Source organism: Cupriavidus sp. F041, from assembly GCF_057814235.1.
In genome coordinates this window covers 61,333-75,519 of record NZ_JBVASY010000004.1, presented here as the reverse complement: position 1 = coordinate 75,519, position 14,187 = coordinate 61,333, and the positions used below count along the sequence as shown (strand labels likewise).

General features: G+C 58.5%; 8 protein-coding genes. 1 reads left to right on the top strand and 7 read right to left on the bottom strand.

The genetic code is table 11. From position 1 onward, the window contains the following. Positions 1-19 precede the first annotated feature (19 nt). The 6 genes from ACZY0R_RS41560 to ACZY0R_RS41535 all read right to left on the bottom strand — a co-directional run bounded on the left by ACZY0R_RS41560 (position 20) and on the right by ACZY0R_RS41535 (position 9,611). The gene (locus ACZY0R_RS41560; protein WP_488867456.1) at positions 20-2,155 is read right to left on the bottom strand and encodes a hydantoinase/oxoprolinase family protein; all 2,136 of its coding nucleotides are present in this window, start codon (positions 2,153-2,155) and stop codon (positions 20-22) included. A gap of 114 nt (positions 2,156-2,269) precedes the next feature. Continuing rightward, the gene (locus ACZY0R_RS41555) at positions 2,270-2,668 is read right to left on the bottom strand and encodes an acetone carboxylase subunit gamma (protein WP_488867454.1); all 399 of its coding nucleotides are present in this window, start codon (positions 2,666-2,668) and stop codon (positions 2,270-2,272) included. A 4-nt stretch (positions 2,669-2,672) separates the two neighbouring features. After that, a complete protein-coding gene (locus tag ACZY0R_RS41550) occupies positions 2,673-4,610 on the bottom strand; it encodes a hydantoinase/oxoprolinase family protein (RefSeq protein ID WP_488867452.1) in 1,938 nt (645 codons plus the stop codon). An 849-nt stretch (positions 4,611-5,459) separates the two neighbouring features. Next, complete coding sequence (locus tag ACZY0R_RS41545) at positions 5,460-6,488, bottom strand: IS630 family transposase (protein WP_488857245.1); 1,029 nt, start codon at positions 6,486-6,488, stop codon at positions 5,460-5,462. Positions 6,489-6,651: 163 nt separating this feature from the next. Continuing rightward, entirely contained in the window at positions 6,652-8,721 is a 2,070-nt protein-coding gene (locus ACZY0R_RS41540; protein ID WP_488867450.1) for a sigma-54-dependent Fis family transcriptional regulator, read from the bottom strand. A 428-nt stretch (positions 8,722-9,149) separates the two neighbouring features. Further along, complete coding sequence (locus tag ACZY0R_RS41535) at positions 9,150-9,611, bottom strand: lecithin retinol acyltransferase family protein (protein ID WP_488867448.1); 462 nt, start codon at positions 9,609-9,611, stop codon at positions 9,150-9,152. 908 nt (positions 9,612-10,519) lie between these two features. Here ACZY0R_RS41535 and ACZY0R_RS41530 point away from each other — a divergent pair. Continuing rightward, positions 10,520-13,366 (top strand): winged helix-turn-helix domain-containing protein, encoded by a 2,847-nt coding sequence (locus tag ACZY0R_RS41530; RefSeq protein ID WP_488867446.1) that lies wholly within the window; start codon positions 10,520-10,522, stop codon positions 13,364-13,366. 378 nt (positions 13,367-13,744) lie between these two features. Here ACZY0R_RS41530 and ACZY0R_RS41525 read toward each other — a convergent pair whose 3' ends face one another. Beyond that, the gene (locus ACZY0R_RS41525) at positions 13,745-14,068 is read right to left on the bottom strand and encodes a calcium-binding protein (protein WP_488867444.1); all 324 of its coding nucleotides are present in this window, start codon (positions 14,066-14,068) and stop codon (positions 13,745-13,747) included. Positions 14,069-14,187: the final 119 nt, after the last annotated feature.

The window sequence follows — 14,187 nt, the reverse complement described above, 5'->3', positions numbered from 1 at the left end:
GATGACGTTGCGGCCGCGCTCAGGCACGCAGAAACCAGGAGGCGCCCTGGCGCGCTGCGACGAAGTTCCATCCCGGGTTGACCAAGAAGGTAGTCACCTCGGAAGCGACAACGGCCGGCCCCGAGATCTGCACACCCGGCTTGATGTCGGCGCGGTTCCACACCGGGGTGTCTAGCGAACCCTGATGGCCCACGAAGTAGCACTTTCGCGAGCTACCCGGAGGCGGCGGCACCATGCGCTGCTCGGGAGGTAGTGGTTTGATGTCCTCGAATTGCACCGTTTCATGCCGTACGAAGGCCGCCACGCGGATGGTGTTGATGCGAATGCCCGCCTCGGGTGCCTGCGAACCCTCGCCGAAGCGCTTGCCATAATCATTTGAGAACTGCGAAATCAGTGCCAGCACGTCGCCAGGACCATGCACCTCATGATTGGGAATCACCGCCGTGGTCTGCACCAGCTGATTGCCATATCGCATGTCCAGTTCCAGGTTGTGGCAAATATCCTCGCGCGAAGCGCCTTGGCGTAGCAAGTCCTGCGTGCCTAATTCCTTTAACTCGGTGACGATGCTGTTGAAGCGGTCGTAGTCATCGAACAGGTGACGGGTGTTTGAGTCGTACAAGACCATGTACAGCGACTGCTCGTGGATATGCAGTTGATGCATATTGCCGGCGCCCACCGCCGAGAACACTGAACTGAGCGGCGGCGCCAGGATCTTGTCGATAGCCAGATTCTGTGCAATGCCGCAGCAGTGCAGAGGGCCATTGCCGCCGTAGGCCAGCATCGTGAAGTCTTTCGGGTTGTAGCCACGTGCGCGCAACTCGGTAAACAACCCGTTTGCCATGTTATCGTCCACCTTCTCACGGACTAACAGCGCCGCTTCGATGACCGAGCAGTCGAGGTCGTCACAGAGCGTGTCTTCGATTGCCGCCTTGGCGCGGCGCGGGTTTAGCGGGATCGATCCGCCTGCGTAGTTCTTCGGGTCCAGATAGCCCAACACAAGGTCTGCGTCCGTCACCGTCGGCCGCATGCCGCCGCGATCATAGCAAGCGGGACCGGGGTCGGAGCCAGCCGATTCCGGACCACACTTGACTGTGTTGTACATGCGGTCATAGCTGGCAATCGAGCCACCGCCGGCGCCCAGCGTCACCAGGTGCACCATGGGCACCGACACCAGCCAACGGTCGATCACCGGGTTGAAGTCGTAGTGCTTGATGCCGCCGTCAACGACGATGCCGATGTCGTAGCTCGTGCCGCCCATGTCGGTGGCCACGACGTTGCCCAGACCGGCCTGCATCGCAAGGTGCTCGGACGCGCCTATGCCAGAGACGGGGCCGGAGTGGATGGTCTGCAGCGCATCGGTCGAGTTCAACTGCGCCATACCGCCGGAATTGTGGATCACCAGCATCGGCTTCTCGTAGCGGTGCGCGCGCAGGTTCTGCTCCAACGCCGACAACGCGTGGTACATCGTCGAGTGCAGGTAGCCATCGACAATTGCCGAGGTGGCGCGCACGTACTCACCCTTGCGTCCCGCCACCTGATGCGACAAGATCACAGGGATCGCGCCTAGCAGGTGCGATGGGTATTCCTCCAGCAAGATTTCCTCGATACGCTGCTCGTGTGTCGGGCTCACCACCGCATTGACCAGGGCGACAACGATGATCTCGGCACCCCTGTCCACCAGCAAGCGGATCTGCGTGCGTACATCGTCTTCGTCCAGCGGCATCACCAGCTTGCCCTGAAAATCTACCCGTTCGCGCACACCGCAGATCATATGCGGCAGCACCAGCGGGTCCGGACGCTGCGCGTTGGGCATGTCCTGTTGGCCGAGGTTATCCAAACCTTCGCCATAGCCGCGTGCCCGGCTAAGGGGCACCGTGGCTTCAAAGCCGGCCGTCACCAGCATTCCGATCTTTGGGCCCTTATGCTCGATCAGCGCATTCGTGCCCAGCGTGGTGGCGTAGCGTACCGAGTCGACCTGCGACAGAATCTGCTCCAATTGCAGATCCAGCACGTTGCAGGCCTTGCCCAGCGCCTCGTTGAATCCCAACGCCAGATTGTGATGGGTGGTCAGGGCCTTGGCTTCAATGTACTCGCCATCCCAGACTACGAAACAATCGGTGAACGTCCCACCGATGTCGACAGAAACTCGCCTCATGCTATCTCCTCAATTCATGGGTACCGGCGTGCGCCGACCCGGCGGCGGCGGGTGCGTACACCCTCCTCCGCATCGGCTCGCCGAGCCGGTTCAGGTAGTCAGTTCAGCAGGGGTTCAGTGGTTGTGTCCCTGGTCGGGCACGACGGCCGGACCGACCACGGCCTCGCCAATTTCCCCGCGGCGCGCCCACTGTGCTTTCAGGGCGGGTAGGTCCGGCTGCATGTCGTGCAGCGGCGGGTGGCCAGGAATCGCATATTCGACTTCCGCCTGCGTGCCGCAGCCCGGGCAGCAATATTCAAGAATCCGCACCCACTCCGGATCGGGGCTGAAAGTGAAACGGTACTTCTCGGGATCGATGATCGGCGGGTGGATCTCGCGCGGATCCCGGTTATGCACCAGGAGCCCTTCCTTGTAGCTTTCGCTGGCCGGTCCGATCACATGCCCACAGACGCGGCATTCCCATTTCTCGGTCTCCAGATCGATCTGGAGATACTCTGTCATTAGCACTTTCATGGCTTCAGCCTTTCCTGTTAAGCAGAATATCGCCGGCATCGCTGATGGCGAATGCCCAGCCATCGAGCACCCGACAGGTGAAATAGTCTTCTTCGAGAATCGCCGGGCCGGTCGCCCAGTCCCCGGCTTTCAATTGCGCCAACTTGTAGACCGGTACATCGATGCGGCCCCTATCTCGCGTGAGGACGTTGCGCACCCCGTCGGACGGTGCAGGATTGGCCTTAGCGAAGGAGGCAGTCCTGGACGCGTTGGTGCGCAGCGCCTTGACCGCCCTGAATTCCAGCTCAACCGAGCGGGCTCTGGCGAATGCAGTCGGAAAGACCGGCGACCCATCGAGCGACTGCACTGCCTCCTCCCCATCTCCCAAATCGGCCACCAGCTTCGCCTCGACCATGTAGGATCCCGCAGCGCAGCCTTCGGCAAACATGTCACGCGATGCCTTAACCTCCAGTGCGTTGAGCACCTCCTTCAGGCGAGCCGTGCTGTGCTCCCCCAGCGTCACCGTGTAACGCTGCGAGATATCGCAGGCGCCGATGCCGTAGGCGCTGAACACCGCTGCCATCTGCGGAATCGCCACCTGATCAATACCAGCCTTCTCCGCCACACCGCAGGCGTTTAGCGGACCAGCACCACCGAAGGCGAGCATCACAGTGTCCTTCGAGATCGTTGTGAACCGATGCAATTCGACGGCGATCTTCTCTTCGTAGGCGTGCTCCATCTGCAGAATTGCCTCGTCAGGGCTAACCTGCAGCGGCTCGGCGATGTTGATGTAAATGGCAGTCGCAGCCCGATCCAGATCGAGCGCCATATCGCCGCCGAAGTATGACTTCGGGTCCAGCAACCCGCACAGCAAACCGGCGTCGGTGATCGTCGCCTCTTTGCCGCCACGACCGAAGCAGGCCGGGCCGGGCACCGCGCCGACGCTTTCGGGGCCGATGGTGATGCGGCCGTTGACCACCTTGAAAATTGAGCTCCCGCCCGCCCCTGCACTCAGGATCTCGCACAGTGGGAACGAAACACTGATCCCCTCCACGTGGCCGCAGCGCACCTCGGCAACCGCGCCATTCAGGTACTGGCCGATGTCAGTGGTCGTCCCGCCGACGTCGATTGAAACGGTGTCATTGAAGCCGTAGAGCTTTGAGAAAGCCTTAACGCCTTCCATGCCACCGCGCGGGCCGGAACTGTAGGTCTTGATCGCTACCGTTTTGGCGACTCGCGAGGCGTCGCCGTCATTGCGGAAGATCAGCAGCGGATTCTTCGTCCGATAGGCGCGCAGGCGGTTTTCGGCGTTGAACAGGAACGCCTCCATCGCCGGATGGAGAAACGAGTTGATCAGCGCCGTCCAGGTGCGGCGCACCACGTCACGGTCGGAGGTCAGATCGCTACCGTACAGAATCGGTACGGCACCCAGCAGGTGCCGGGGATACTTGCGCAACGCAATCTTCTTGAAGCGGTCTTCCACCGTCAGGAAATTGCTGCCGCCAAAACTCGCCACCAGGCGGTTCGCGCCGTTCGCGGTGAGGTGGTTAATTGCCTTGACCACGTCGATCTCGGCTTGGTCGCCCATCACGACCGAGGAATCGAGAAAAGCCACGCGGTCGCCGACCAGCGCCTCGAATACATCCGGGTCATGCTCGGCCAAGCGCACCGGCAGATCGCGCGCTTTCGCGTCGACAATTAACCCCAGCCGCGGCCCTTTGCGTTCGCAGATGGCGTTGGTGCCCTGCGTCGTCGAATAACGGATCAGGTCCACCTCTTCCAGCAGACGCTTTACGTCCGGCTTTCCGTAGACAATGCCCGATGCCTTTTCCAGCCCCTCAAAAAAACACTTGCTCAAGTCGTATGGGGTGGTCAGGACTTTGGTCTTCCTGACCGTCGAGTCATCCAATATGCAGATATCGGTGAGCGTCCCACCGTTATCGATGTTGATTTGCAACGTCATGTCGTGCCGTCTCCTAGCGTTGATCTCGCAGTCATTGCCCCCGATGTCCGGGTAGCGTCGGTTGAGTTCCGCAGTCCCTATAATGCGAAACCCGTGCCAGATCTGAAGAGGCCGACAAAAAAAGCTATCTGCTTGATTTCACTGGATTTTTATTCCATTCAGAAAAGACCGCCTCAGATTTGCTGTCCGATTCCCGGACAGACATCAGGAGCCTCGCTGGACATTCTGCGACGCAACATCGGGAGACTGAAAGTGCAGTTATCGAAAAACTCGGTAAATACCCTGGTGAGGTAATGAATAGGATGCAACGTCATTCGGAAAATTCATTGCGATCTTGTTCAGTGCCGGGTAGTGGTTGGATTTCCCCGGACAGGTCGATAGGAGCACAACCTCAATCGACGAGGCAAACAGATGAAAAAACACCCCCGACAATCCGGTGACAGCCGAAAGCGAGAAGTCGTGTGGATTTTCAAGACCCTAGCCCTGTCGGTTAAGGAGATATACCGATGGATATAGGCGGAATCGTGCGCTGCGTTCTGCCGGGACGCGCTAGTTTTAGACGGCGACCCATGGTAAACACGATCAACCATTCACGGAGAATGTAATTGATCGGCAGTGCTATTGGCCCGAGCAATACAGAGCCCGAGTATCGGATGTCGCGTAGATCTGCGCCGCCCAGGGCTGGATGTACCAGGCGGTGGCAGTCCATTGCCTGCACTGAGTACCAGGCGATGCAAGCGCGCCGCGCGATCGTTTGCAGTATGAACTGTAAGGGGTGCTGGACCTTCCGTTATTGAACGCTGCTTGCTGAATCTGAAGATGGAGAGGCAGCGGCAGTATGCGAATTACTCATAAGTCAGAAATATAGCGGACAGATGGATGCCTGAAGAACGAGCGTACGAGCTTCGGATTGCGTCCAATTTGTGCAAGCTGTTCGTGAATTCGCGGGCCCAGTTTTTCGCCTTTTTGCAAAGGGCGCCGCGCGACGCCGTTGCGCTTGACGTGACTCCATACCAACTCATCTGGATTGAGGTCAGGGGCGTAACCGGGCAGGAAATGCAAGGTCAATTTGCCCTGCGTGCTGACAACGTAGTCCTTGACGATGGTCTTCTTGTGCGCTGGCAATCCGTCGACGATCAGATGTACCGCCTTCTTTCGGTTGAACATCAGCTTCTTGAGCAGCGTGACGAACAACTCGCCGCTGAGCCCGCCTTCATACGTTGCAAACCAGAAGGCACCCTTCGAACTGACGGCGGACGCCGCGCTCATGCTTTGCCGCTGGCCCGGCCGCTCGACAACGGGCGTTTCTCCGCGCGGCGCCCACGTCTTGCCATGCACCGAGTCAGCTCGAAAGCCCGATTCGTCCCAGAAGAAGATATCCGCCTTCTGCTCACGAGCCTGCCTGGCAATGGCCGGAAACGTGTCGCGCCGCCAGCGATCGATCGCCTCCGGATCGCGCTGGTAAGCGCGCTGCAGCGGCTTTTGCGGCGTCAGGTTCAGGCGTGCCAGCATCGCGCCGATCGAGGCCAGACTCAGCGTCACGCCGAATTTTATCTGCACCAGTTCGCGAACCAGATTGCGCGTCCACAGCCCGAAATCGAACCCATACTGCATCGGATTCTTGCCATTGATCCATCGCAGCACCCGCTGCTCCTGCGCAAGCGTGAGCGTGCGCGGGCGACCCGTGCCCTTGGTCGAGCGCAGCGCTCGTACACCACGGCCATGCGCCTGGGCGCGAATCTTGTATGCCCACGACCGATTCATTCCGAACGACGCCGCGACATCATCCGGATGGTCCCCCTCGGCCATGCGTTGCACCGCCAGGATGCGCATTTCTTCAAGCGTGTTGTGAGCCAGACTGCGGCCGTCCCGTTTCATGAGCGTGCCTCTCAATGACTATCGCTCAAGCATAGACTATATGTCCGCTAAATTTCTGACTTATGAGTAAGCCGACGCCCGGCGCGATATTACCTGGTACATTGCCGGGCATCTATAATCCGGTGCGTTTGCATGCACGCCCATGCGATCGATCGCCCCAAGCCTACGAGGCGAAGCTGGCCGCAAAGCAACCTGGTGGCTTATCCGGAATGACTTGACCACCGGACGAGCTGCTGCGCAACTCATCAACTACGGCGTCAAGACCGAAGCGCTCGAGCTTGAGGTATAGGGTGCTCCTGGCGATCCCCAGGTGACGCGCCACGGCGGTCATGTTGCCCTGGCATTGCCGGATGGCCTCGCACAGCGCCCCCCGCTCGGCTGCCTCTAGACGCGTCAGAACACGCGGCCGACGGCCGTTATTGACAGCCATTCGCTCACGATCGCCAGCCTGGGGTTGAAAAAGCTCCACCGGCAGATCTGCCTCGGTGATCAGGGTATTGCCCGACGTCAACAACATGTTCTCGATCACATTCCTGAACTCGCGCACATTTCCGGGCCAAGCATAATGCTGAAGCAGCTCGAGCACGCCAGGCGTCACCTGCACAGACTCGAGTCCGTGTTGCCGCGACAGTAGTTTCAGGTAGTGGTCGACCAGCAAGGGAATATCATCGGCGCGTTCACGCAATGGCGGGATGTTGATGCTGGTGACCGCAATACGATAGAACAGGTCCATCCGGAAGTTGCCATCGCTGATCTGCCTGCGCAGATCACGGTGCGTGGCCGCGATCAGGCGGAAGCTGACCTTGCGAGCCTTGTTCTCGCCGAGGCGATAAACCTCGCTCTCCTCCAGCACGCGTAAAAAATGCGGCTGCAGGTCGATCGGCATCTCGCCGATCTCATCGAGAAACAGCGTGCCTCCGTCAGCTGCTTCGATCTTGCCAATCATCCCACCACGCTTTGCGCCAGTGAACGAACCCTCGGCATGGCCGAACAGCTCACTGCTAAGTAGCTCGCGTGAGAGGCCGCCACAGTTCAGTGCCACGAATGGAGCGCTCTTGTCCGCATTTGCTTCGTGAATGCCGCGCGCAAACACCTCTTTGCCGACTCCGGTTTCGCCGAGCAGCAGCACCGGCACGCGTGATTTTCCCAGATGCCTTGCTCGGGAGATGGTCTGCTGAATCGCCACGGAGTGGCCGATAACGCGCTCAAATGAGCGGTCTGACGACGCAGCCACCGGCTCAGGAACCGACCAGGCCGTGCCGCGCGCGCGCTGGCGGAAGGGCAGTGTCAGCAGCGCCCCGACCTGTCTCCCGCCAACCATCACCGGCTCCAGCCAGTCACGACTCGCCCACGCCGGCAGCGTGATCGGCACACCGTTGCCACCGATCGTGATCTCGGTCAGCCGCGGTCCTGCGGCGCGACCATCTGTGCGCCCCAACTCGGTCAGCATCTGCGTGGCGAGGCCGTTGGCCTTGATTGCCCTGCCTCTGCGATCAAACAGAATAACGCCATCGCTCATATTGTCCGTAACGCGCTCGACGCAAGCCTCAAGCAGGCTGCAGCGGATGTCCAACTCGGTCTGCGCCAGCCTTCCCTCGATGCGCGCCGCCGTCGATACCACCAGCGCCAGCGCGTGGCGGCTGTAGGACGTGGTGAGACCCGACACATCGAGCACCCCCAGCGTGCTGTTGTCGAGCGGATCGCGGATCACCGTGGCGGAACACGACCAGCGCTTGATGCCCTCGCAATAGTGTTCTGCCGAATGTATCTGCACGGGCTGCCCGATCTCCAGCGTTGTGCCGATCGCGTTGGTGCCGCAGGCCGGCTCGCTCCAGTTGGCCCCCGAGATCAGATGGACGTTCTCCGCAGCGCCCAGCGTTGAGGTATCGCCCTCCAGATTCAGAACCGTGCCGCGGGCATCGGTCAGGACCATCACCGTACCAGTCTCGGTCAGGAAATCTCTCGCCAGCGCCATCACCGGCGTGCTGGCGCCGAGCAATTCGGCGCATTGATCCCGCAGTAGATGCAGCTTGTCCTCGGACATCGGTAGCGGTGCGTTGGCGCGGTCCGGGTTGACGCTGGCTTGCTGGCAGCGGCGCCATGAGTCGTCGATCAGCTGCCGGAGGGTGCTCGAGTCGGCTTCGCGACCGCACTGGAATCGTTCCCAAGCGGACATGACGCGCCCGTCATTCTCCGGTCGCGAGAACATCTGCTCTAAAGCTCTGGTGGGCATTCTGGTTGTCTCCTGCGTGTGTCGTTCACTTCTCATCGACCAGAGTCTGATACTTCAGCCGGACAACTGTAGGTTAGATCTGGCGGCGGATTGGATCACCACCTAAAAGAGTGGTACAGCGGGATACATTGGGTAGTATTGGTGCTGCGGGCATCACACCCGCCTCCTGAGGCTTGGGCAACGGCTACAAGTCGGCGAGGAATTCACCGGGTCCTCCCGCCTATCCGCGATGGTCTGCATTCAAAATCTGCGCGCTACTAGCCTGCCAACAGCAAGAATGGGAGTGCGATGGAGAAACTACAGGGGAACCCCATCCGACAGCGAATATCTGTAGGTTGAGCGCGCGCTCCGGCGAGCCGCGCTTTGATATGGGGTCACGTTCGTTCTACTGCTTCTCGACAGGGTACTAACCGGCTACGCCCCTCTCGTCAGCCAGCATCAGCAGCCGGCTCCGCCATCCGCCCGCTGCTGGCCAGCACCCCTTTGAACATGGCCATCGCCGTCCGCCAGGCAGCGCCAGGATGAGCAAGACACCCTTGCACTTGAACGCTGCGGCTTTCATCATAGAGACACCATACACAGAAGTGCTCACAATTGTTGGTCAGAAGCCGGTAGCAATTCTCACCAAGCCTGGAACGCGCCCGCCGGACAGCCTGCTCACCGTAATACTTGGCGGCAGGACTAGGCTGGATCCAAATGTCGTAGCCAATGGCAAAGCGCTCGATGGAAACTTCCTCCACCGATCCGCGGCGCAGAGTCGCAGACAGTCCTGCGTAATGAACCACCTTCCCCTGACCTACGTAGATGCCATGATGACGGTAGCCCTGGCGAGGCGTGATCAGATGGGCGCCCAGGGGCGGCTCAGACTGAGTCGCAACGTCCCACCTCACTGGCGTCACCTCATTGATTACGCATCGCCGTGCAGCGCTATGATTGAGCCCGATTCTCATGGTCCAGCCTCTTGCTATCGAAAAATTCGCCTGCTTAAACCTGGGATTTTTTATTTTTAGACATGGTTTATTCCCGTTACTATTGCTGCATAACGCCAACCAGGTTCTCTGTCCTTATGGTATTCAGGGACGATCAATGCCTCACCGCCCATGCGGGTAGAAATGATGAGAAATAGGGGTGGAATGGAAGCGGCCTCGGATATCCAAATTCTGGAACTGGCGCGCGCCTCCTCCGGCAGAGCCGGGTCAGGTATCCAGCAGCGCGGCGGCAACCTCCTCAAGACTGCCGACGGCAGGTCTCAATTGGATTTGTGCGCTCCGTGGAGCGCCAAACATGGTAGCTGGCGCCAGCACGGCGCATCAACTTCAGCCTGCAAGGTGCTTGTATATTCGAAGCGTCCGTGCCAGAACGCACCATTTCCGCGGGGCCGTTCTAACTTCCGGGCGCACAGTATGTGCTCTATGCGGCACAACAAAAGTGTTCAGGCCAGTCCATCGTCAACGCGAGCAAATGGTAGGTTTCGCCACCGAGGAGGACTTCACCACTCACACGGGTAACGGCGGCGTAAGGTGGTCAAGCAGCGTTGGGTATGAGGGCGGCAGCCTGGGGTTTTGCGGACTCTGGGGGTGATTTATAGTTAGGGTACCAGGGCCGGAAATGCCGTATCGCAGCATGGCCCCAAAAAAAATTTCTACATCGGAGACAAGTTGAATGTCAGCGCCCCGCTCAAGGCCCGCCAGTCCGTCGGCAATGTGCACGTTAGAGCTCACATCTCTCCTGCAGCATCAACAATGACACGTCAGTCGCCGGTCGATTTCCCTCGCATGCAAGACAGAAGACAGACCTCATGACTGAACGTGTACTCAAGTTTCCGCCCACGACGACGGGTGTGGAAAATCCCAGTCAGGAAGAGAAAGTCGGAATCCGCCAAAGCCCACTGGTTACAACAAAGCTAAAACCGCCCTTCAACAAGGCGAAGCTGATTGAACGCGCGCGTCTTGTGGAGATTCTCGGGCAAACACTAGCCCATAAGCTGGTACTGATCCACGGCCCCGCCGGCTTTGGCAAGACAACGCTAGCAGCACAATGGTACGCACGGCTTTCACAAGAAGGCGCAGTGGTTGCCTGGCTCTCTGTAGACGCGTCGGACAACGACCTTGAGCGCCTTCTTGCCTATGTCGTCGAAGCCATCCGCACCGTTGAGCCGGATATCGGCTCCGGTCTGGCACAAGTGATTGAATCGAATCCTGGCAATGCCACAGAATTCGTCCTGGGTAGTCTCATTAATGAATTCGAGCTTTACGACCAGGAATTTGTGCTGTTTTTGGATGATTGGCACCTAATCAGCGAGCCAAAGATTCATGAGGCATTGGAACTCTTCCTCTCACGCGTTCCACCGAACTTCCATCTGATCGTCGCAAGTCGGACTCGGATTGGCTTACCGCTAGCGAGGCTCAGAGTACAAAACGAACTCATCGAAATCAATGCCACGGATCTGAGATTCGACTATGAAGAATCGAGCATGTTTCTGTCCAATACCAAGGCGCTTGAACTTAGCCCGGTGGATTTAGCCACGTTGTGGCGCAGCACCGAGGGATGGGTCGCAGCACTTCAACTGGCGGCAATATCGTTGCGACGTGTCGGGAACCGAGAGAGCCTCCTACACTGGGCCTCCGGCACACCTCGCGATATCGGTGAATATCTCGCCGAAAATGTGCTGGCCAGCCTCCCCAATGACATGGTCGACTTCCTGCTCAAGACTTCATTGCTAGGGCGACTATCTCCTGGGCTGTGCAACGCAGTCACCGGGCGGCAGGACAGCGCGCACATTCTGGATGTACTTGAACGACAGGATCTCTTTCTGCTGCCCTTGGATGAAGATAGGCAGTGGTTCCGCTATCACCACTTGTTCGCCAGGTTCCTGCAGCGAAAACTGGAGAGAGACTTTCCCACACTCATCCCGTCCCTTCATCTTGCCGCCTCAGCCTGGTTTTCTCTGCATGGGCAGACCATGGAGTCTCTGAGTCATGCATTGGCCGCAGGTGAGAAACATCGTGCGATCGAACTGGTTGAAAGAGATGCGATGTCGCTGGTGCAGAACAGTTATATGGGCTCCCTCCTCGGCCTCGTGAGCCAACTGCCGAAAGACCTGCTTGTCGACAGACCTCTACTCCAGACAGCGATAGCGTGGGCTAACTGCCTCACACATCATCCTGACGCGGCAGAGGAGGCACTATCGCATGTTACGCGAATTGCAGCCAATGCTACTCCCTCAGAAAAAAAACTTCTGACTCATGAAGCTGATGTCATTCGCGCCTGCATTGCCATATATGCGGACAAAATTGATGATGTGGAGCTAATGGTCCAACCATGCCTTGACTCCAGCTCCGAATACCCACCCTGGGTCGTTGGGGTCGCAGCCAATATATTGACTTACCGATACATCCATACGTTCCAGTTTGACAAGGTTCCGCCATTGCAAACTTGGGCGCGCGATTTCCAGGACCGTGCCCAGGGGCTATTCAGTGCGGTATATGGTCGCTGTTTCTCCGGTATCGCAGCCTACTGGTCCGGAAACCTCCCCCTAGGCAAGAAGCATTTTCTTGACGCATTTGTACTGGCTCAAAACACCGCCGGAAAAGAATCACATGCCGCCCATCTTTCAGGTTCCCTCTTAGGTCAAGTGAAATACGAGATGAATGAGCTTGAAGAAGCGGAACAGCTCCTTCAAGACAGCCGAGTACTTGGATTCGAAGGCGGAGTTGTTGACTTCTATATGGCGACTTTCATTTCTTCTGCCAGGTTGATGGTTCTGAAGGGTGATCGCGGCGCCGCAAGCATTATCCTCAAGGAAGGTCAGGAAACAGCCAAGCATGTGGGGCTCACTCGCCTCGGTGTGGCCGTTGCCTGCGAGCAGGCACGGATCAGCCTCTTGGCTGGAGACATTCATACAGCCGAGCAAATACTAGACAGCTCGCACCTCCAGCAATACGCCGGTGAGCCGCCGGCTGCAGGGATAGAGGGGCAAATTTGGGATACCCTCCAAGTTGCGAGAGCTCGTCTACTCTGTGAGCAGGGTCATCCGGAACAGGCAATCGCGATCCTGCGCATCCAATCTGAGCGCGCCAGGGCAACTGGACGTATGTATCACGAGATCGTAGTGAGTGTCTTGCTGACTATTGCGCTCAGTCTCTCTGGAAAGGAATCGGAAGCGGAAGACGTGTTGACAAGAGCGGTAACAGAAGGGGTTTCGCTCGGCTTCGTTCGAATCTTCTTGGACGAGGGACAGCGCGTCATCGGGCTTCTAGAACGGCTACGCGAGAAAGAACGCCGTCACCAAGGGTCATCCGACGCGCTCTCCGAAGTCGGCGCGGCAGCAAATCAATTAATAGCGGCTAGTAGAGCCCCTGCTCGAGGTCTGCCGCTACAGTTGCCAATGCAGCAGCCAACTCCTAGGCTAAATGCTGGAAGCGATCCAAAGCTACCCTTCGATGATCGCTTGAAAGGTCGTGAAATTGAAATTCTAAAACTTATTGATCAAGGTCACTCAAACAAAGAGATCGCGCGGGCGCTGAGCATTAGCGTTGATACGGTCAAGTGGTACCTTAAGTCGATATTCAATAAGCTGTGTGTTGCGCGCCGCGGGCAAGCGATTGCTGAGGCGAGAAGGCTACGGTTGCTTGACAAGGCGTGACACGGATCCCCGCAGCAGTCGATCCTCCCGCGAGAGTCCGATCCGACCACTGGCGCCGACTTGGAACCTGATCCGTTCCGCCGGACCTATGTCGGCCCGGCGGGGCCTTCAGCCACGCGAGAACGGTCATGTCGGAAGCATCGTGTTGGCCCGACAGGGATGCATTGGCCCGCACCAGATGCGTCTTAGGGATGGTCGCCTCGATCAGCGCGAGAGTCTCGCGCTCGATCTCAGCCCAGACCGAGCGCCCGAGATCCCGCAACGTTCGCTCGGCTGGAATGTATCCGTCAGCAGAACCCATGTTGACCTGGGAATACTGCTCCGGCAGGTCATTGGCATTGTGGAGGGCGTCGGATGCTATGGCTTCACGGCTTGATGTCAGAACTGATAGCCACGGTCCCGCCAGTACTGCCAATCAGCAATGGCCTGCTGCGTCATCTCGTCGCTCACCAGTGGCAGGAGTTGCGCTAGTGGTACAGCAAGCTTGCGCTTGTCCCATCGTATCCACACGAAGACTTCAGACTCGCACACGTCCTCCGGCGCCATTGCGATTACCTGAACCCGGTCGCCGGGGATGAGCGGCGAGGTTGGCGCTCTCTTGCGAACCTCAGCTTCAAACGGGACGGTGAGTTGTTCCTCGATGTAGTAATACCATGCCATCGCCCGCTCCTCTGAACTGTAAGCGTCGACGACTATCTCCATCGTGATTCGGTGTTCACGATCTGGATCGGACTTGGGTCTAGGCATTTTTATTGTGCAAATGGCGAAGCATACTCAGAGATCGACGACCTTGCACAGTAGGCCTTGGCAACACCAACCCT

Coding starts and splice junctions, on each gene's coding strand:
- ACZY0R_RS41560 (WP_488867456.1), bottom strand. CDS start 2,155: ATGAGGCGAGTTTCTGTCGACATCGGTGGGACGTTCACCGATTGTTTC.
- ACZY0R_RS41555 (WP_488867454.1), bottom strand. CDS start 2,668: ATGAAAGTGCTAATGACAGAGTATCTCCAGATCGATCTGGAGACCGAG.
- ACZY0R_RS41550 (WP_488867452.1), bottom strand. CDS start 4,610: ATGACGTTGCAAATCAACATCGATAACGGTGGGACGCTCACCGATATC.
- ACZY0R_RS41545 (WP_488857245.1), bottom strand. CDS start 6,488: ATGAAACGGGACGGCCGCAGTCTGGCTCACAACACGCTTGAAGAAATG.
- ACZY0R_RS41540 (WP_488867450.1), bottom strand. CDS start 8,721: ATGCCCACCAGAGCTTTAGAGCAGATGTTCTCGCGACCGGAGAATGAC.
- ACZY0R_RS41530 (WP_488867446.1), top strand. CDS start 10,520: ATGACTGAACGTGTACTCAAGTTTCCGCCCACGACGACGGGTGTGGAA.
- ACZY0R_RS41525 (WP_488867444.1), bottom strand. CDS start 14,068: ATGGAGATAGTCGTCGACGCTTACAGTTCAGAGGAGCGGGCGATGGCA.